Annotated in this window: 16 protein-coding genes; 6 read left to right on the forward strand and 10 right to left on the reverse strand. The window is 41.8% G+C overall.

From position 1 onward, the window contains the following. Positions 1–43: 43 nt before the first annotated feature. The gene (locus tag GUY17_RS03565) at positions 44–418 is read left to right on the forward strand and encodes a hypothetical protein (protein WP_101086088.1); all 375 of its coding nucleotides are present in this window, start codon (positions 44–46) and stop codon (positions 416–418) included. 161 nt (positions 419–579) lie between these two features. Here the strand turns inward: GUY17_RS03565 and lpxL are convergent, their stop codons facing one another. Further along, complete coding sequence (lpxL, locus tag GUY17_RS03570) at positions 580–1,506, reverse strand: LpxL/LpxP family Kdo(2)-lipid IV(A) lauroyl/palmitoleoyl acyltransferase (protein ID WP_162022320.1); 927 nt, start codon at positions 1,504–1,506, stop codon at positions 580–582. Positions 1,507–1,611: 105 nt separating this feature from the next. On the opposite strand from lpxL, the gene hldE reads away from it, so the two are divergent. The 3 genes from hldE (at position 1,612) to GUY17_RS03585 (ending at position 4,727) form a co-directional block, all read left to right on the forward strand. Next, a complete protein-coding gene (gene hldE, locus GUY17_RS03575) occupies positions 1,612–3,042 on the forward strand; it encodes a bifunctional D-glycero-beta-D-manno-heptose-7-phosphate kinase/D-glycero-beta-D-manno-heptose 1-phosphate adenylyltransferase HldE (RefSeq protein WP_101086086.1) in 1,431 nt (476 codons plus the stop codon). Between the two features lie 3 nt (positions 3,043–3,045). Then, positions 3,046–4,032 carry a hypothetical protein gene (locus tag GUY17_RS03580; RefSeq protein ID WP_254439859.1) on the forward strand — a complete coding sequence of 329 codons (987 nt, stop codon included), beginning with the start codon at positions 3,046–3,048 and terminating at the stop codon, positions 4,030–4,032. Between the two features lie 227 nt (positions 4,033–4,259). Continuing rightward, positions 4,260–4,727: a TetR/AcrR family transcriptional regulator gene (locus tag GUY17_RS03585; RefSeq protein WP_162022321.1), complete on the forward strand. Its 468-nt coding sequence runs from the start codon at positions 4,260–4,262 to the stop codon at positions 4,725–4,727. A 236-nt stretch (positions 4,728–4,963) separates the two neighbouring features. Here GUY17_RS03585 and GUY17_RS03590 read toward each other — a convergent pair whose 3' ends face one another. Further along, positions 4,964–5,662 (reverse strand): DUF3581 domain-containing protein, encoded by a 699-nt coding sequence (locus GUY17_RS03590; RefSeq protein WP_162022322.1) that lies wholly within the window; start codon positions 5,660–5,662, stop codon positions 4,964–4,966. A gap of 243 nt (positions 5,663–5,905) precedes the next feature. After that, on the reverse strand, positions 5,906–6,403 hold the full coding sequence (locus GUY17_RS03595) for an Lrp/AsnC family transcriptional regulator (protein WP_174839627.1): 498 nt from the start codon (positions 6,401–6,403) through the stop codon (positions 5,906–5,908). Between the two features lie 147 nt (positions 6,404–6,550). Between GUY17_RS03595 and GUY17_RS03600 the strand changes: the two genes are divergently transcribed. Further along, positions 6,551–7,078 carry a peptidylprolyl isomerase gene (locus tag GUY17_RS03600; RefSeq protein ID WP_162022323.1) on the forward strand — a complete coding sequence of 176 codons (528 nt, stop codon included), beginning with the start codon at positions 6,551–6,553 and terminating at the stop codon, positions 7,076–7,078. 30 nt (positions 7,079–7,108) lie between these two features. Here the strand turns inward: GUY17_RS03600 and GUY17_RS03605 are convergent, their stop codons facing one another. The 7 genes from GUY17_RS03605 to GUY17_RS03635 all read right to left on the reverse strand — a co-directional run bounded on the left by GUY17_RS03605 (position 7,109) and on the right by GUY17_RS03635 (position 18,797). Continuing rightward, positions 7,109–8,260, reverse strand: a complete 1,152-nt coding sequence (locus GUY17_RS03605; protein ID WP_162022324.1) for an MFS transporter — start codon at positions 8,258–8,260, stop codon at positions 7,109–7,111. 40 nt (positions 8,261–8,300) lie between these two features. Beyond that, on the reverse strand, positions 8,301–10,013 hold the full coding sequence (locus tag GUY17_RS03610; protein ID WP_162022325.1) for a hydantoinase B/oxoprolinase family protein: 1,713 nt from the start codon (positions 10,011–10,013) through the stop codon (positions 8,301–8,303). A 17-nt stretch (positions 10,014–10,030) separates the two neighbouring features. Then, positions 10,031–12,088 carry a hydantoinase/oxoprolinase family protein gene (locus GUY17_RS03615; protein WP_162022326.1) on the reverse strand — a complete coding sequence of 686 codons (2,058 nt, stop codon included), beginning with the start codon at positions 12,086–12,088 and terminating at the stop codon, positions 10,031–10,033. 57 nt (positions 12,089–12,145) lie between these two features. Beyond that, positions 12,146–14,305 carry a TonB-dependent receptor gene (locus GUY17_RS03620; protein WP_162022327.1) on the reverse strand — a complete coding sequence of 720 codons (2,160 nt, stop codon included), beginning with the start codon at positions 14,303–14,305 and terminating at the stop codon, positions 12,146–12,148. Positions 14,306–14,651: 346 nt separating this feature from the next. Further along, a complete protein-coding gene (locus tag GUY17_RS03625) occupies positions 14,652–15,668 on the reverse strand; it encodes a sensor domain-containing diguanylate cyclase (RefSeq protein WP_162022328.1) in 1,017 nt (338 codons plus the stop codon). A gap of 103 nt (positions 15,669–15,771) precedes the next feature. Continuing rightward, positions 15,772–17,256 carry a Re/Si-specific NAD(P)(+) transhydrogenase subunit beta gene (gene pntB, locus GUY17_RS03630; protein WP_101086078.1) on the reverse strand — a complete coding sequence of 495 codons (1,485 nt, stop codon included), beginning with the start codon at positions 17,254–17,256 and terminating at the stop codon, positions 15,772–15,774. Between the two features lie 11 nt (positions 17,257–17,267). Beyond that, positions 17,268–18,797, reverse strand: a complete 1,530-nt coding sequence (locus tag GUY17_RS03635; RefSeq protein ID WP_162022329.1) for a Re/Si-specific NAD(P)(+) transhydrogenase subunit alpha — start codon at positions 18,795–18,797, stop codon at positions 17,268–17,270. A 466-nt stretch (positions 18,798–19,263) separates the two neighbouring features. Between GUY17_RS03635 and GUY17_RS03640 the strand changes: the two genes are divergently transcribed. After that, positions 19,264–21,054, forward strand: a complete 1,791-nt coding sequence (locus GUY17_RS03640) for an assimilatory sulfite reductase (NADPH) flavoprotein subunit (RefSeq protein ID WP_101086076.1) — start codon at positions 19,264–19,266, stop codon at positions 21,052–21,054. The last annotated feature ends 30 nt before the right edge of the window (positions 21,055–21,084 follow it).

The raw sequence follows: 21,084 nt of genomic DNA on the forward strand, positions 1-21,084 counted from the left end.
GATCTCAATGATCGTCGTTAGATACGTATTAAAAGGAGTTAATATGAAATTGTTAAGTTCGTTGTTGGTTTGCTCTCTAGGCGGGATTGTCTCCATGCTAGCAGAAGCTGATGATGCTCAATTAGGCCACTTAGTCGAATTATCGATAACACACAATGATAACGCTATTGGGTTAAGTTGCTTGCCAAGAACTGAAGCCGCTGGCGAAACCGCTGATTGGGTGATTGAGTGTAACCGTTTGGCTTATCAATATTTAATCAGCCAAACGGGCGAAGGTATTGAGTTTAATCGCCAAGTTAATGAAAAGCCTTTTGGGATGGCAGCCGATTTTATGGCGAAAACCTTGATGGCGGACCCATCAGGATTTAAGGCGGTCAATATTTCGCAAGAGTTTGAATTTACTCATAAGAAAACTTAATAGCTTCTTTTTTTGTCTCGATTTTTACATTTTTCTGAATACATAACTAACCCGCTATGGCTTTAATACTGCTATAGCGGGTTAATTATGTATTGCTCATCAGTAGCTATTAGTTGGTAGCAACAGTCATCATTTATATACCCCGACGCGTTTAACTTAAATCAGTCATATAACGATGGCGTGTCTTCAGTGGGACGGGTTTTAAAACGACGATGAAGCCACATGTATTGAGCTTTGTTGCGGCTAATCAGTTGTTCTACAATCTGGTTACCACGAATGGCGTCGTCTGTTTCATTGTCGCCAGGAAAATTCTCTAAAGGCGGCATTATTTCAAGGGTGTAGCCTTTGTCATCGCTATTACGTTCAACAAAAAAAGGCACTACATTGGCTTTACCTAATCTTGCCAGTGAGGTTGCGCCAGTAATGGTGGCAGCGTCTGGCACGCCAAAAAAGGGAATAAACACCGCGCTTGAACGGCCAAAATCTTGATCGGCGGTATACCAAATGACATCAGGACTGCGCAGACTGCGGATCATCTGGCGCACATCACGCTTAGGCACTAAGCCTTTGTTTGAACGTAAGCGACCTTTGACTTGTAAGTATTCCATCACCGGATTGTTATGGGGACGATATACGCCAATTCCCGGGGCAAACTGGCCAAATATACGCGCGCCCATTTCAAGTGGTAAACAATGTACCGCAAATAAAATCACCCCTTTGCCATTGTCTAAACTCTGACTAACATGCTCAGTGCCTTTAATGGTCATGTGCTGTTGCACGCGCTCGTTTGACCACCACCATGCGTTAATGGTGTCAAATACCGCTTTACCGGTTTCTTCAAAAGTACGCTCAAGCAGTTGTTGCTTGTCTGCATCACTCATATCAGGAAAGCATAAATTGATATTACGCTTAGCGGTATGGGTTCTTCCGCTCGCAACTTTCATGACTAATCGACCAATGCCACGGCCAATTTTCATTTGCCAAGACAGAGGTAATAGTAAGGTTAAACGCATCAAACCGACGCCAAACCATATAGGCCAATGTTTAGGATGATATAAATCAGAAGAAAATTCGGCTTTCTCGACCACGGACAACTCGTCTAGTTCACAAAAAATTATTTGTTATTCTAACTCATATTTAGATGAAAATTAGGTACAATCACGGTTAAATTTTTACAAGACAGCGAATACACTATGAAGGTTTCTCTCCCAGCTTTTGAAAATGCGCGCGTTTTAGTGATTGGCGATGTGATGTTAGATCGCTATTGGGTAGGCCCTACGGGACGCATTTCACCCGAAGCCCCTGTACCTGTTGTTAAAATTAATCAAATTGAAGATAGACCCGGCGGCGCCGCCAACGTGGCATTAAACATTGCAACATTAGGTGGACATGTCCAGTTAGCGGGCATAGTAGGCCAAGATGAAACCGCACAAGCATTAACCCAAGGGGTAAAAGTGTTTGGCGTTGAGCCGCAATGGTTAACGGTAGCAGACAAGCCGACAATTACTAAATTACGAGTATTGTCGCGTAATCAACAGTTAATCCGCTTAGATTTTGAAGAGCAATTTGATAAAGCGACTAGCCAAGCATTATTCGCGCAAAGCGAAGCCATTTTAGACAATGTCGATGTATTGGTATTGTCTGATTATGCCAAAGGCGCCATTGATGAACCTAAGGACTTTATTGCTAAAGCACGAGCTAAAGGGGTAAAGGTATTAGTTGATCCGAAAGGGCATGATTTTGCTCGTTATCACGGAGCTTCATTAATCACGCCAAACATGAGCGAATTTGAAGCGGTTGTCGGTACGGTAACCAGCGAAGATGATTTAATCGAAAAAGCACAGAAACTGATTAAGTTGCACGACTTTGACGCCATTTTAGTGACCCGTTCAGAAAAGGGCATGACGTTAGTGTCGCAAAGCCAACCCGAACTGCACATTCCAACGGTTGCACGTGAAGTTCACGATGTTACGGGAGCAGGTGATACGGTGATTTCTGCTTTGGCGACCTCAATTGCTGCCGGTGCTTCGTTAGCGCAAGCTTGTGCGATAGCCAATACCGCCGCGGGCGTGGTTGTAGGTAAACTTGGCACTTCAACGGTTAGCCGCATTGAGCTGATTCAAGCATTAGCCCTTAACCATGGCGAGTCTGGTTTTGGCGTAATGACCGAAGATCAATTAGCTTATGCAATGGATCAGGCCCGTTTACGCGGTGAGCGCATTGTCATGACCAACGGTTGTTTTGATATTTTACATGCTGGCCATGTGAGCTATTTACAGCAAGCTAAAGCCTTAGGTGATCGCCTTATTGTTGCTGTAAATGATGATAGCTCGGTGACGCGCTTAAAAGGCCCTGGACGTCCGGTTAATCCTGTTGATCGCCGTATGGCAGTTTTAGCGGGTCTAGCATCGGTAGACTGGGTAGTCCCTTTCACTGAAGACACCCCACAACGTATTATTACGCGATTATTGCCAGATTCTTTAGTCAAAGGCGGCGATTACAAAGTGGAAGATATTGCTGGTGGTGCTGAAGTGATGGCTGCAGGTGGCAAGGTTGAAGTGCTTGGATTTGAAGATGGTGTATCCACTACCGCTATTATTCAAAATATTATGTCACAAAAATAGTTGATGCTTAGATACTGGCAACGGTCATTACTCAAGTTATTAAGCTGTAGCGTTGCTTGCGCGCCGTTATTGGTTGGTCACTTTGTTAATGCCGGCCAGCTTATTACGCCTCAATCTATGACCACAAATCAACTAAAAACCACAACAGTTATGGTTGAAAATGGTTTGGCGAGTGATGACATTCGCCAAGCTTATTTTATCCCAATAGCAACCAAACAAGCGCTAGTATGTTCTTTATCTTCACTGGAAAGGTGTATTGCGTTACTCCCTGCTTCATTACAACAACAAACCGCTTTTTCTGTTGCCAATATTCGCCGCGCCGTTGGGCGTAAAAGTGCGATGGTGCTGGTTGCTGAACATCACATAATAGCAGGGGTTATTGTTGTCAATCCTGCTAACAATATGGCTGAACAGAGTGGCGCAATTGGTTTAAAAACTTATCAGTTGCCATTAGCCAACCAAATACAATTAACCTTGTGGCATGAAATAGGCCATTTATATAACATTGCACTACAAGGCAGTATTTTACCCTCATCTTTAACTGAGTATCAGCATGAGTGGCTAGCGGATTTGTATCTGTTATGGCGTATTGCGCAGCATTATCAGCAGCTCGATTTAGCGTGGCAACAATTTCATCGCCGAAATCTGGCCCTTATTAACGACAGTGGTAATTTGTCGCATTGGAGCGCGCCTCAACTTCAAATTGTGCTCAATCATTATAATGCCCAACAATTGCAGCATTTTACTCACTATGAGGATTTTCTATCCGCAGTTTATCCATTAATGCCGACGTGGTCGCCGCGTGACATGGGAGAATTTTCTAGCTTAGTGCAGCGTACTTTTAGTGCGGTTCAATCTTTGCCAGGGTACATGTTTTGGCGTCAATCGGAGCTAATTCAAGTGTTGTCGCCGACATTAGAAAGGTTAATGGGTAAGGCTGAAACACAACGTTGGCTGAAGAATCAATTCTTAACCGAAAATAATATGTAAATTTTTGTTACGTGTTTTTATCACTTCTTACTGCTCATTAAATGGTGATTTTTTATAACCTTTGATTTTAAAGGGTAAATAAATAGTTATCGCGATAATGTTCTGTTTTATCCTGTCTTTCTGGATATTGTACGGTTAAAAATGTTGTAAATTTGCTAATTCTTAGCAGAATTTTCTAGTTTGGTCTGGTAAGCTCTGGCACCAAAATAATTAGAGAGACCAAGTTTATGGCCAAGCGTTCACGAGTTGAAACTGAGTTAACCGTTAACCAAATTTTAGATGAAGCCTTTAAACAGATCCTCACGATTGGTTTTGAGGCGATGTCTTATACCACGCTGTCTGCCGCCACTGGAGTCAGCCGAACGGGTATCAGTCATCACTTTCCGCGTAAAACAGAATTTTTAGTGCGTTTAGATCAGCGTATCGGACAGTTTTTTATTGAAGGATTAGATTTTTCTTCAATATCGGCACTAGAGCAATCATGGGCTGAAGTTATGAAACAACCTGAACGTAAAGCAGTATTACAACTGTTTTTTAGTTTATGTGGCAGTAGTGACGAAAGCATGAAAATACTCAAATCGCTTAATATTGTCATCGAGGCTGCGGTTAGTCATTTTGCTGATGCTGGGCGTAAATGTGTTGAGCAACTTATCGGTAATAGTGCCTTGGCATTATTACAAGACGTGCCAAAGTAACTGATCAAAATTCACGAGTTTGTTACATGTACCAATTTGTTGTAAGCACTAAAAATTTTGGCTATTTAAGTTTTACCCTGTAAGTAACAAATCGGTATTAAAATTGACATTATGATCAATACGATATCGAAGAGACTATTCCATATTGGTATCTGAGCATTCAATAAGTTGAATTACGCAGGTATCGTTATGGAATGGTATTTCGTGAACGATGAACATCGCTCACGTATCTTGGTTTACGCCAGCTTTCTACTTTCATATCTGTCGCACATTTGCTGCGCTTGCTCGTCATCAAAAGCACGTAAGCCGCTTAATACTAATGTTTTGACTCCGCTACCAATCACTTTTCCTTCGCTTTGCAGTTCAAAGGTGAGGGTGACATCGCCACGCTTACCATCAATCGCTAAGTCTTGTTTGATAAGGTGCAAACTGATGGTGCTGAAATCAAAATGGTCTAAATGAAATGACATGCTTTCATAAATCACTAATGGGCGATCAGGGTTAATCATGACCTTGTATTGCTTCATCATCGGCACAAGTACGTGGATAAAGTTCAATCCTGAAAAAGCAACATAACTTTTAATAAATGCCGCTGTTTGAATATCACATTGGCACACTTCACCTTGACGCTCAATATGCAGATATTCTTTGCCTTTGGTGTCGCTAATGCTGAATTTATTGACCACATTTTTATCGATGTGCAGCTCAACGTTATCACCGACCATGCCGGCAAACTTAAACTGCATGTTTTGGCTTAAGCCGTATTGGGTCAGCACTAGTGCAAATAATAAATCGCCAGGGACACAAAAGCGTTTAGCGCCCACATCGTGTATAGGGTTGAAATCTCCAGCGATTTTTTTGGCGAAGTCACTGGCTTGTTGAGCCGAAATAAACACGCTTTGATCTTGCTTAGTAAAATAAGGTGATAAAAACATAAAGAATAATTCTTATTAGTCAGTTGTCTGCTATCGCACAGCAGCGGTTTGTTACTGATTATGCAGCAATAAACATGCTTTTGGACAACAATATATTAATAAAATAGTTAATTGAGCCAGAGTGTACTTTAAAACATCAATTAAACTCACCCGATGACTAGGCTGTACATCTTTCGCTTCAATTAAAACGTATTTGACTTGAACGAAAATTAATCAGTAAAGAACAACAGACCTAGACTCTAATTACATACCTTTCCATTGCAAATTATTCAAGGGGTATCCACCAAACCACTTTGGCTCATCGAGTACGAAATGAGAGGTGATATTTTCGATGCCTAAATCTGCTTGTAAAAGCTCATCACAAAAGTCATTAAATTCTTCAATAGAAGTGCAAATGACAAAAGCGATATAATCAATTCCACCATTCACTCTTAAGCAGTCGACTATTTGAGGGTATTTTTTTGCAGAACGCTCGAAAATTGAGCAGTTTTGGTAGGTGTTACTCTTTAGCTTGATATTGATATAGGCTTTTACATTAACGCAGAGTTTATTGATATCTAACGCCATAACATACTGTAATATATAGCCACAATCTTCCATCGCTTTTACTCGTTGCAGGCATGCGCTGGGTGACAAACCTACCCGTTCAGATAATTCGTTATTACTAATTCGAGAGTTATTCTGTAGTTCAATAAGAATATTTCGATTTATTTTATCCAGTTTGACAGGTTTTTTTATCATTCATCTTGTCCTTTTATGCCTTGCAAAAGAATAACCTGATTTGTAGGCATTATTCACCAAATAACTCAAAATAGTTAACATATTTCCGATTAAAATTTTTAATAAATATATGATAATTATTAAATTATGATTTTCTGGAGAGTATAGGTGATACATAACCCAAAAGTAAAAATACACACTGACATTGGCGACCTCATCGTTACTCTATACGCTGATAAAGCACCAGTAACAGTCAGTAACTTCTTAAATTATGTCCAGCAAAAACGATTTAATGACTCGACGATATTTCGAATTGTCACTGAAAGTAATGCTGAGCAGCCTGAAGATGCCAATACAAAAATTCAAGTGATCCAAGCAGGATTACCGCCCGAACATCCCTTACTTTTACCGCCGATAATCCATGAGTCAACAAAAGATTCTGGGCTTTCACACACTCATGGCACCATCTCGATGGCGAGATTTGAACCGGGTAGTGCTGATGGTAGCTTCTTTTTCTGTATTGGCGATCAATTAGAACTTGATTATGGTGGTAAACGTTATAGTGACGGCCTTGGTTTCGCTGCTTTTGGCCGAATTACTGACGGGATAGACGCGTTAACAAGTATTTTTGAACAGGCAGAGCCACAAGAGTATCTTAAGAATGAAATCACTATAAAATCAATAGCCTTGATTTGATTTCAAGGCTATTTCGTTTATGGGATAGCCTTATTTTGATTGGTAAGCTAGAGGGATCATTAATATAAAACACGCAACAAAACAGATAGATCCCATTACATTTACCCCTAAGTAGCTAAAGTCTAACATAATTTTACTTGCCACAATCGGACCAACAATGTAACCAACACCAACCCAGGTTTGGGCTGCAGTAATATATTTTCCTGAGTGGTCGGCATCTGAAATAATCGCAAAAGTTCTTGCGCCAACAATACTCCAAAAGAAGCTGAATATACTTAACAAAGCTAAATATTTAAATTCACTGACGTCAAAAGACACAACAATCAAACAAGCACTCATCAACACAATAGAGAGCAGTAACAACAAGGTGCTCTTGCCTTTAATATTTAACCAAGCAAAAAATAGCGCCCCCAATAAGCCCGCTATCATAGCAAGGGCGAGTGCTTGAGAAACATAATCTAACGACAATCCTGCATCCGTACCTACAAAGGAAATGTAACTCCACGTACCGCCTATACCGATGTAAAAACAAAATAAACCAGCAAGTGCGATAAGAAAGTATCGCGTGGGAATTGTGTTTATAACGTCATCATTTGTAAGCTTATCTTTGTAGCTTTGGCTGTTTTTGGGTAAATTATTGATGACAAATAATGGTGTTAAATAAAATATTGCCATGGCGACAAATACCCCCTGTAGCCCAGCAAATTGATAAATAGGTGTAACAGCTACCAGACCGAGTGCTTGAACGGCAACGACCACCGCGGTATAAAACCCAAACCAACGATTCGGGTTAGTCGTCATCCCGATTGAAGTGATGCCAACGGCCACGAGTAAACCTTCACCAATGCCTGCTATAACTCGAATGAGGCACAACACCAAAAAATCACCGGTATAGGCTGATGCCAAATTTGCACAGCAACTCAGTAATACTCCGGCAATGACGATATTCCTGAAATTAAGCTTTGCAACAAATGTTGAAAATACGAGGGTAGCCACCACGATGCCCATCGCATCGGTAGCGGCTAAATACCCCACTTGCACATTTGTCAGCTTCATTGTTAATGCAATAACTTCTAAATATACAGGCAAAAATAATAGTACTAAGTAACCAATTGGAGCGGTTAATAAGCCTGCTAAACCAAATGCAAAATCTTTGGTTTTATGAATTGGTAATGTAGACATATAATCCTTTTGTTTTTAGAAGTCTTAACATTCAATAAAGTTACTGATTATATTGGTATATTTCTATAGCTTCCTGTTCGGAAATAAATCCATTAACAATATCTTTAGTGATAGATTGTGCTGAACGTTTTAATGGGTCTCCCCAACCGCCACCATTGCCAGTGACTAAGCGTATTAAGTCACCTTTCTCTAAAGGATATCGGCTTTTTCGACTGAATCTAGCTTTTTCATTGCCATCACTATCAATAATCGCGATATAGTTACAAGAACCGTTCTGGCCACCATTGGTTCCCCATGTTGGTGTGATCCCTCGACCAAAAAAGCTCGAAATATCAGCTCCATCACCTAATATGCGATACTCGAGAATAACCCCTTTACCACCGCGAAATTCACCACAACCAGCACTATCTGGATTAAATTCATAGCGCTCAACGCGAACACCATAACGCTCTTCAGTGATCTCTATGGGTATATTGCTCGTTTCGCCATTGCCAACACAGAACTGACCAGACTCACCATCTTTGATGATATTTGCTCCCCAACCACCGACTAATGGTTCAACCAACAAAAATGGTTCTTTTGTCAGAGGATTAATTCCCGATAAGCTTATTGTGCACACAGAGCCAAATTGACCAGCAGTTAATACTTCTGGAATGGCAGAGGAGAGTGCTTTACGGATCACATCCGCCGCACAAACCATTGACTCAAAATAGGATGAAACAGGAGCAGGGCGCTGGGCTGTTAATATTGTGCCCTCTGGACACTCTACTCTAAGACGTCTAAAGCAACCGTCAGTAGCCGCTGCATTGGGCTTTACAACGCCCATAAATACTTCTCTCGCTGCCGAAACAAGCACACCCATAGTGCAATTAATTGGCCCAAGTGCTTGTTTTGACGAACCTGTAAAATCACAAATAAACTCTTCATCAGTGATAGTGACTTTGACTTTAATGACAAAGGGGCCGTGTCCCATACCATCTTCGTCGATAATGTCTTCAGCATAAAAGTCGCCTTTGGGTAACGTTTTAAACTTTTCAAACACCATGGTATCGCCGTGATCTAATAGTTTATCAATTGCTGTTAATGTTGTTTCTTGTCCATATTTTTCTATCAAAGATAAAAAGCGCTGCTCACCTACTTTTAATGATGCCGCACAGGCTTTTAAATCACCCAAGGTCATTTCCGGTAAGCGCACATTTGCTTCAATCAAATCTAACAGCGATTGATTTGCAATGCCTTTTTCATACACTTTGATACCCGGGAACTGAAGGCCTTCTTGGTAAATAGAGGTTGCATCAGCACTGTAGCTTCCAGGGTCTTTGCCGCCAACCTCAGTCCAATGCGCTTTATTTGCCGTCCATGCAACCAATGTATGCTGATAAAATATAGGACGGATCATACACACATCGGATAAATGAGTGCCTCCGCCTGAGTATGGGTCATTTAAGATGAATACATCATCGGCATAAATATTATTGGCATCAAACTTTTCAATGATGCGCTGCACTGCAGCGTCGAGTGTTCCTATAAAACCCGGAATACCGTTACCTTGTGATATTAATCGCCCTTGGGCATCTGTTACCCCAATACCATAATCTAATGATTCATAAATAATGGGACTTTTACTGCTGCGCTTCAACGCTAAAAACATTTCTTCGCCAATCGCTATTAAGGCATTTTTAATGATTTCTATAGTAAAAATATCAACAGATTTAAGCTGCTGAGGTTCCTTGTTGGCTTGAATTATTGTCATGTTTAAAGTCCTTTAACTTAATACGTTAAGTGGATATGTATGCCACCAAAAGCATCTATTTCTACTTTGTTGTCGGGCAGAATGACTGTCGTAGTCGTTGGTTCTTCAATAATGGCTGGCCCTGAGAATTTCATACCGTGAGTCAATAATTCACGATTATAAAGAGGGGTGTTGTGGGTTCCCAATTCATCGAAATCGACATCGCGTTGGCCAATAATCGCAGTAGAGGCATCTGCACTTTCGCTTTTTGCTACTGGGGTAATTTCAGCTTTATCTAATAGACCAAATGCAACCAAATGAATGTTGACAATTTCTATCGCTGAATCTTCAAGATTGAAGGTATATTCTTGCTCGTGAGCTTGATGGAAACGTTGGGATAAAGTATCAATAAATTCTTTATTTTCGAGCGTTAACCCTGGAACAGGTATTTTTACGGTATGTTCTTGGCCATGATAACGAGCATCAACATAAAGCTCTAACATCACTTTATCTTCACTAAAACCATCTTCTTTGTAGTCTGCTAATGCATTGGTTATCACGCCATCAAAAGCTTTACCAATGTCTGTTTTGCTATCATGGGTAATACTGATTTTATGGGTGTGAATATAATCTCGACGTAAATCAAGCATCAGCATTCCCCATGCTGAAAACACCCCAGCAAAGGGCGGAATAATGACCTTTCGAACATTAAGTTCTTTTGCTAGCGCAGTGGCGTGTAAAGCCCCGCCGCCGCCGAATGCCATCAGTGAAAAGTCGCGTGGATCAAAACCTCTGTTTACCGAAATAAGCTTAAGAGCATTAACCATGTTTGAATTTGCAATTTTCAATACACCATGTGCAATTTCCATGGCGGTGACACCAAGCGTATCACCGAGCTTTTTGAAGGCGTTATGCACAGCTTGTTGAGCAGGTTTGATTTCGCCACCCGCAAAGTTTTCGGGATTAATTCGTCCCGTATAAAGATTGGCATCTGTTGTCGTAGGTTCTGTACCATTACGACCATAAGCCACAGGTCCTGGCGTTGAACCGGCACTTTTTGGCCCTACATGTAAACTACCTGCAGCATCTATCCAGGCAATACTGCCCCCACCATTACCTATTTCAACGATATCAATTACGGGGGTTTTTATGGGATAACCTGCTGTGCTCTGTGTTTTCTCGAGCATATATTCGGTGGTGATCCGCGTCTCACCTTGGTTAATGAGTGAGCATTTTGCTGTTGTACCTCCAATATCTAAAGCTAGCAGGTTTTCGTCACCGATAACTTTACCGTATGCTACCGCGCCTAAAATCCCGCCTACAGGGCCTGACTCTACAAGTGTAATAGGGTTTTTACAGGCGGCCTTTAAGGTTGCAATACCGCCATTTGACTGCATGATGTAAGGTGCATTTTTTAATCCCTTTTCGGCGAGTTTTTCATTCAGTTTATTTAAGTATTGCTGAGCGGGTGGGAGCACATATGCTGATAATACTGTGGTGTTCGTTCGCTCATATTCTCTCCACTCCGATGAAATTTCATAAGAGGCAATAACATCCACTTCAGGCCAGTATTTTTGGATCGCTATTACGGCTGCTTTTTCATGCTCATTATTCAAATAAGAATGTAAAAAACACACCGCAATAGCCTGAATATCTAGGGATTTAAAGTACGTTAAGATCTCTGGTAATAATGAGAGATCAAGCGGCGTTATTTCTCGGCCTAAATGGTCTAAGCGTCCGGGGAGTTCTCTGCGTAAATGGCGCTCAACAAAAGGCGTTGGTTTTTGATAGCAATTGTTAAAAATATCAGGGGTGTTACCCCGGGCTATTTCTAACACATCGCGAAATCCTTGAGTGGTAATTAACGCTGTTTTCACGCCTTTACGCTCGGTAATCGCGTTGATAACCACGGTTGAACCGTGTGCAAAAAAGTCGACATCGGCTAACGATATATTTGCTTTATCAACAGTATTGATCACCCCTTGCTCAAAATTAGGTGGGGTAGTATCACTTTTAACCGCTTTTACTGTGCCTTGTTCAATGTAAACAAGATCAGTAAACGTACCACCGACATCAGTCGCAACTCTAATCGTCATAATAATCTCTTTAAATAAATCAGAAAGGGTCGCCATATACATGGGCGACCCTAAAACCTAGAATGAATACTTAGCTTGAACCCCAACTTGTCGAGGGCTGTTTTGCATGCGAATTAATGGGTTGTATAGGAATACTGTTTCTGGAGATTGCTCATCTAAGATATTGTTGGCAAACAATGAAACTGACCACGACTCATTATTGACGGTGAAATTAGCGTTGAGGTAGGTGTGAGAGTCTGTTTCTCCGGTATCATCATTGTAGATATCAAAGCTTCTTGGCCCGACAGTGTTAAATGCTAAGCGTGAGCTTAGTAACCAGTCTTTATGTAATTCAGTGTAATGAGTAATAGAGCCATTAAAGTTAAACTTAGAGACGTAAGGCATTGTACCACCTTCAGTTTCTTGTAAATCACGCCCTGATAAGATGTCAGTTCCTTTATTTTCAGTTATTTCGTTATCAATATAACCAGCCCCAAAAGACACTTTAATGTCTTCAGTCACATTGGCAGATAACTCTAGTTCTAATCCATTAATGATCACTTCATCGATATTTAAGTTTTCTAGGGTGAAAGTAGACGGGTTTAAACGCGTAAACTGAGCATCTTGCTGAACAATTCTAAAGGCCGCTAGATTTAACCAAATGGTGTCATCAAGCCAAGTTGTTTTAGAGCCAATTTCAATTGTGTCGGACACTTCTTTATCATATTGACGATTGACGGTAGGTGAGTATTCATTAAAACCACCACTTCTGAAGCCTTTTGAATAGGTGGTGTAAAGTAAAACATCGGGCGTATATTGCCAAGCAAGTGAGGCTTTAGGTTGGAGTTGGCTATAGGTTTGTTCGGCTTTTGATGCCGCTTTATCGCGTTCATCATATGCTTCGCGTGTTTCTGAGTCATACCTTAATGCAAATGTTAACTCTAAATCATCGGTAATATCATAATTACCTTGCCCAAAAAAGGCATAGGCGTAACTGTCTAGGACTGTTTTTTCACCTTCTAATACCAGAGAAGGATCTGAAGCCATTAGTGCTTTTACATCATTGTAGGTCACAAGTTCTGTTGGTGTGACATCAATAACCTGGTCATATGAAACATACCTGTCTTTTGTTTCTGCAAAACTGCCTAAGGCCCAACTAAATCCATCGTTGCTCTCTGAGACAAATCTCACTTCGAGATTCTCTGAACTTTCTTTTATCGGGTTGATTTGTGTTATTGGGAAATAAAAGTTTTCCTCGCTTGCGTCGGAGTGAGTAAAATCACCATCAGCAAAAAACTCAATATCTGAATCATTTGCAGAAAGCACTACTACCAATTTACCTAGGTCAAATTGACTTTCCAGTTTAGAGGATAAAAACCACATTTCTGAAATATCTTCACCGATTGCATTGCTATCGTTTTCAATACTAAAATCTTCTAACTCGTCGGCGGAAATCCTCGCCATATAATTACTACCCTGTCTACTGTTGGAGTAGTTACCTCGAAAAGTGATATCTGTATCGTCAGTCATCAAATAGTGAAGCATTCCTTGGAAGCCATATGCGCTGTCAACAAAGTCGACATCTTCGTTGAAGTGAGCATTATCTATTTGCCCATCACTGTCGCGATAGTTTGCAGATATACGGTAATAAAGTTTGTCTTCAATGACAGCGCCACTCAAGGCTGAATTTAGCTTAACTTCATTCCCTTCGGCATATGATGCCTGTACTGAACCTTCAGTTTCATCGGTTGGGGCTTTAGTGATGATATTAACCGCTCCACCGATAGCATTTTTTCCATAGAGTGCCCCTTGAGGGCCTCTTAAGACTTCAATGCGTTCAATGTTATGCAATCCCTGGTTTATAAATTCTAAATTGGGTACGGTCACTCCATCAACCACATAGGCAATTGGAGCTTCGCCTACTTGAGGAGTTATTAGGCCACGAACGGTGATGAAATTTAAACCAGATCGAAAGTTTTTAGATACATCAAGATTAGGTGTCAGGGCGGCAAAGTCTTTGATTGTTTCTATTCTTGCTTGGGCAACTTCAGAAGCATTTATGACAGTGACTGAGTCTGGGATTTGTTGCAGTGTTTCCACTCGCCCGCGAGAAGTCACAACGATCTTTTCCATTTCGGCATTCTCTGCCTCCTGCGCATAAGCATGGTTTGTGACAACCAATGAATTTGCAATGGCGAGTGCGAGTGTCGTCTGAAAAAAAAGCTTACTTCTGCTCATACCTTTCCCCTGTAATATTATTATCGCTTTCTAATTTTCGTTAACTATAACCTAACGTGTTTTTAACAAAAAAATTACGATGATTAAGTAGTTGAAACAAAAATAATTGCTTAATTTTGTATTGAAAACGAATTATATGTTTTGAACATTCAGGGTGTGTTATTGAATTTATCGTGAATACAAACTGTTGAGTTGGATTTTGACTTTGATAACGTTAATTAAAATTCAAGCTGACAACAGTAAGGTCGAACAGTAAATTAACATCAATTTGATTATGTCAAATTCTGTCGGCGGGAATGATTTGTCGATTATTAATATCGTCTTATCTGAGGGGGCAAGGCAAATTTTACCAAAATAAGAAATTATGTTTACCGTGTTTTTTAATGCTGTACATGGCTTTATCGGCTTGCTCACAAACATTAGTGAACTCGTCTAATTCATCAAATAAGCTGATGCCAATACTGAGGCCTACTTTAATGCTTTCACCCTCCAATTCGATAGGATGTTGATAGTGTGACAGCAAGGTTTTAGCCAATGCGGTTAATCGTTCCACATCATTGCAATGAACTAAAATGACAAACTCATCACCACCAAAACGTGCCACATGATGAAGTGGGTTTTGTGTTGAGTCTGCAGTGCTAAACAGTTGATCGCATATTTGCGCAATATCGTTGGCAATATGGATTAATAAACTATCGCCATATCGATGGCCTAAGTGGTCATTAATTATCTTAAAACCGTCCAAATCGATAAAGCACAGCGCGCCTTGATGTGTACTGTGAGTGCTTTTTCCTTGTTCAAAGGCAGCAATGAGTGCATTTCGATTGAGTAAATTAGTTAACGGATCACGATGAGCGAGTTTGGCTAAATCTTGTTCGTAGCGCTTTTCTTGGGTGACATCAATATGAGTGCCCATAATACGAAGCGGTTCACCGTTAATACCATATTCAATAATACGCCCACGGTCAGACACCCATGCAACAGTGCCATCTTTGTGCACCATGCGATGCACGGCTTGATAAATTTCAGCATTACCGGCTACATGACTTTCAAAGGCTTGTATCACCCAGTCTTTATCTTCCGGGTGGAGATTATTTTTCCAGCTGCTGATATGGGCCGGTAATTCTTCACGGGTAAAACCGAGCAGATGGCCCCACTGTTGATTAAAAATAGTCAGGTTTCCGCTGGGAATATGTTGCTCCCATAGACATAAACCAGTGCCATCAAGCGTAGCGTTGAGTTGCTCGTTTACTCGTTTATTGAGCAATGTAAGCCGATTATTCTCGTATTCTAGTCGCTTGATTTTCTGCTTATGCTGCTCTAGTTCAAGCTGTAATTGAGCAATAATATCCTGCTGTTCCATGAATAACTGATAATCCTTTAAGTCCAATGGACCCAGTTTAGCGGGTTATTAAACAAAAAAACACCAGCATTGATTGCTGGTGTTTTGTTTGCCACAAGTTGATTTATAAGGCTTTAAGGATTGCTTCTACACTGTCCTTCGCATCGCCAAACAACATTTGGGTATTGTCTTTAAAGAACAATGGATTTTGTACACCGGCATAACCTGTGTTCATTGAACGTTTAAAGCCAATCACGTTTTGCGCTTTCCACACTTCTAACACCGGCATGCCAGCAATAGGGCTCGTTGGATCTTCCATCGCCGCTGGGTTAACCGTATCGTTAGCGCCAATGACGAGCACGGTATCAGTACTGCTAAAGTCTTCGTTGATTTCGTCCATTTCTAACACGATATCGTAAGGCACTTTAGCTTCTGCCAATAGTACGTTCATGTGGCCAGGTAAACGCCCTGCAACAGGGTGAATACCAAAGCGAACTTTTATCCCCAACGCGCGCAGCTTTTTAGTGATTTCAGCTACTGGATATTGCGCTTGAGCAACCGCCATACCATAACCTGGGGTGATGATGACTGAGTCTGATGCTTTTAGCATATCAGCGACATCTTCTGCGGTTGTTTCGCGGTATTCGCCCACAGTGTCATCGCCAGTTGATACTGCAGCATCGTTACCAAAACCACCGGCAATAACAGAAATGAACGAGCGGTTCATGGCTTTACACATAATGTAAGACAGAATCGCACCCGATGAGCCCACAAGCGCACCAACAACAATTAGAAGGTCATTAGATAACATGAAACCTGCTGCTGCCGCTGCCCAGCCTGAATATGAGTTCAGCATTGAAACCACAACTGGCATGTCTGCGCCGCCAATTGATGCGACTAAATGCCAACCAAATGCAAACGCGATTAAGGTCATCAAGATGATTGGTGTCACTGCACCACCCGCCTGAACGAATATCACCATTAGAATAAACGACACCACAACGGCCAATAAATTTAATTTATGACGATGAGGTAGCATTAATGCTTTTGATGAAACCAAACCACGTAGCTTAGCAAACGCCACAATAGAGCCTGTGAAGGTGACTGCACCAATAAAGATGCCTAAAAATACTTCCACTAAGTGAATGTTAAGCATGGCACCGGTTAGATGCTCAGTTTGTTGGGCTTTGCTTGCTTCAGCAAATGCAGCTTTTGCGGTTTCTAGGGTGGTGTTGAGGTCTTGCCCCATGACCACGACAATTTCAGACACTTCGTGTGGTTGTATATCAATAAAGCTATTAAAGCCCACTAATACCGCAGCTAGACCCACAAAGCTGTGCAAAATCGCGACGAGCTCTGGCATTTCAGTCATTTCGACTTTTAATGCTAAGCGAATACCAATCGATCCACCAATGACCATGGCGAGAATAATCCATTCTACGCCGCTTGTAGCAGGATTGAGTATGGTTGCAATAAGCGCAATCGCCATACCAATAATGCCAAATAAATTACCATTTTTAGCAGTTTCTTGTTTTGATAACCCAGCTAAACTGAGAATAAAAAACACCGCGGCAATGATATAAGATGCTGTAACCAGTCCTTGAGACACGATATGACTCCTTAATCTTTACGGAACATCTTCAGCATGCGCTGAGTGACGGTAAACCCGCCAAAGATGTTAATACTGGCAATAAGCACCGCGACAAACGCAAGCGCCGTGACTAATGCTGAACCCTGGCCTATTTGCAATAACGCCCCGACCACAATAATGCCTGAAATAGCATTAGTGACCGACATTAACGGCGTATGCAATGAGTGCGACACATTCCACACCACGTAATAACCCACCACACACGATAGGATGAACACGGTGAAATGCGATAAGAACTCAGCGGGCGCAACTGACGCCACTGCAGCAAAACCGGCTAGACCTAACACAGCTAAAATGTATTTAAGTTTTGACGGCACTTTGTCAACTTTGGCTGCTTTAGGCTCGATACTCGCTGCTGGTTTTTGCGGTGCCGCAGACACTGAAATTGCCGGTGGTGGGAAAGTAATTTCGCCGCCACGAGTCACGGTCATGTTGCGCATAACCACATCATCAAAATCGAGCACTGCATTGCCGTCTTTGGCTTTACACATTAACTTCATCAAGTTGACTAAGTTGGTGCCATAAAGTTGTGACGATTGCGCCGGTAAACGACCTGGTAAGTCGGTATAACCCAACACTTTGACGCCGTTATCGGTAATAAAGCGTTCGCCAGTGACGGTGTATTCACAGTTACCGCCAGTTGCCGCTGCTAAATCGACAATCACAGAGCCCGGTTTCATGGTATCGACCATGTCTTTGGTGATCAGCTTTGGCGCAGGACGACCAGGAATTAATGCGGTGGTAATGATGATATCGACGTCTTTGGCTTGTTCAGCAAAGAGTGCCATTTCAGCGGCAATAAACTCATCGCTCATGGTTTTAGCGTAGCCGTCAGACGATCCGCCTTCATTGTTTTCAAATTCAAGCTTTAAGAAGCTACCGCCCATTGACTCAATTTGCTCAGCCACTTCAAGGCGAGTATCAAATGCGCGCACTATGGCCCCTAGCGAGCCCGCAGTGCCAATAGCGGCAAGTCCGGCTACACCTGCGCCAATAACCAACACTTTGGCTGGTGGCACTTTACCTGCTGCAGTAATTTGCCCGGTAAAGAAACGACCAAATTCGTGGGCGGCTTCGATCACTGCGCGATAACCACCAATGTTGGCCATCGATGATAAGGCATCGAGTGATTGGGCGCGTGAGATGCGTGGCACCATGTCCATCGCCATCACGGTAATATTGTGACTTGATAGCTTTTCAACAAGCTCAGGGTTTTGGGCTGGCCAAATAAAACTCACCAACGTTGTGCCTGGTTTCATTTTGGCAATTTCGTCATCGGACGGTGCATTCACTTTAAAAATAAAGTCAGCGTCGTACACATTGTCGACCACATCCGCCCCAGCGGCTTCAAATGCAGCATTATCAAAGCTCGACTTCACACCTGCCTGTGCTTCAATTGCCACACTAAAGCCGAGTTTTATTAGCTGTACCACAGTGGCTGGAGTCGCGGCGACTCGAGTTTCACCTTCGATACTTTCTCTCGGTATTCCAATCTGCATGACTGTTTCCTGATGGTTAATAAAAAGACCGTCTATTGTTGTTCCCCATCAATAGACCATTCCGTTTGAGTATTTCTGCCTCACATGCTGCACTTTGAAGATAGAAAAAGAGCAGCATATGACCATTGAAGTCGGGTAAACTATTTAGCCAATGGCATTACGTTGACACAGTTACATTATATTTGCATGTCGTTTTACTCAGAGAACAATCAACCTGATAATTATTCATCAGTTAATTGGCGCTCCTAGCTTGCGACATGAGGCATGTTCGGTACAAGTGCCTTTAGGCTAATTAAAGGGTTTTAAATTAAGGTAATTTAAAAACTTTTAACTGCGCCACACTTTTGTAGCTTAAAAAAACATCTTTGCATATTCCTAAATGGAATAAAAAATCATCTTTTATTCTTTTTTGGTTTTTGTCCGTAGGAGTAAGCTAGTCCACATTACACTGTTATAAGGCCGTCTTATGTTGTTAAAAGAACTTTCAGCTTTAGCATCACCATTGTCTCAAGGACAAGTCGATAAGTTAAAGCAACTCACATCAGAATTATCTTCAGTTCAACTTGCATGGGTCAGTGGTTATCTCGCTGCGAGTGCTAACCAAGGTCAAAGCGGTGTCGAGACGACAGCAGAGACAAGTGCCGCACCAACAGTTACGATTTTATACGGTAGCCAAACGGGCAATGGCCGTGGCGTAGCCAAAGAGCTAGCCGCTAAGGCGCAGGCGCAAGGTTACGCAGTAAATTTAGCTTCTATGGGCGAATATAATGTCCGCCAGTTAAAACAAGAAACCATCTTGTTATTGCTTGTTAGTACTCATGGTGAAGGCGAAGCGCCTGATGATGCGATTGAACTACACAAGTTTTTAGCCTCAAAGCGTGCACCTAAATTAGATAAGCTACATTATTCTGTGCTAGCACTAGGTGATTCAAGTTATGAGTTCTTCTGCCAAACAGGTAAAGACTTTGATGCGCGTTTAAGTGCATTAGGGGCAACATCATTATTACCGTTGGTAGAATGTGATGTTGACTATGAAGATATTTCACAACAATGGCAGGACAGTGTTGTAGAGGCTGTTAAGCCGTACATTCAAGCCTCAAGCGCCAGTGTGGTCTCTATTGGTACGGCATCTGTTGCGGGTGAAAGTGAATATACCAAGCAAAACCCCTATACAGCAGAAGTACTGGTAAGCCAAAAAATTACTGGTCGAGGTTCTGATCGTGACGTCCGCCATGTTGAAATTGATTTAGGCGAGTCAGGATTAACTTATCAGGTCGGTGATGCGCTAGGTGTGTGGTTTAGTAATAATGAAGTGCTTGTTGATGAAGTTATCGCCGCGCTCGGTTTAGCTGCAGACGACAACGTCACCGTGTCGAAACAGTCACTATCATTAAAAGCGGCGTTAACTGACAAGAAAGAATTAACTCAGTTATACCCAGGCCTAGTGAAAACATGGGCTGAGTTAAGTGGAAGTGCTGAACTTGCAGCCATTTGTGAAGACAAAGAACAAACCAGACAATTTATTCTTAAGCATCAGTTAGCTGATTTAGTCGCAGCATATCCAGCCAAGGTTAGCGCGGTGCAATTGGTTGATATGTTACGTCCATTGACGCCACGCTTATATTCAATAGCCTCTAGCCAGGCCGAAGTGGAAGCTGAAGTACACTTGACGGTGGCGTTAGTTGAAGATGAACGTCAAGGCCAAGCACGTTTTGGTGGGGCATCGCATTTCTTAGCCTCGGCTGAAGAAGGCCAACAAGTTAATGTGTATGTTGAGTCTAATAACCATTTCCGTTTACCCGAAAATCCAAACACACCGGTCATTATGGTGGGTCCTGGTACAGGTGTTGCGCCTTTCCGTGCCTTTATGCAGCAACGTGTTGTTGACGGAGTGTCAGGTGACAGCTGGTTATTCTTTGGTAACCCGCATTTTGAACAAGATTTCTTATACCAAGTTGAGTGGCAGCAATATCTTAAAAATGGCGATTTATCGCGTTTAGATGTAGCTTTCTCGCGCGATCAAGCTCATAAAGTGTATGTTCAGCATCGCATTGCAGAGCAAGCCGAAGCGTTGTGGCAGTGGCTACAAAATGGCGCACATGTGTATATCTGTGGTGATGCAGAACGCATGGCAAAAGATGTACACCAAGCATTAGTGAATATTGCGGTTGAACAAGGTGGCTTAAGCGCTGATGACGCAGAAGCTTACTTTGAAACACTACGTAGTGAAAAACGCTACCAAAAAGACGTGTACTAAATTCGACCTCGGTTGTTAGGCCAAATCTAG

This window comes from Shewanella sp. Arc9-LZ, assembly GCF_010092445.1.
Classification (GTDB): domain Bacteria; phylum Pseudomonadota; class Gammaproteobacteria; order Enterobacterales; family Shewanellaceae; genus Shewanella.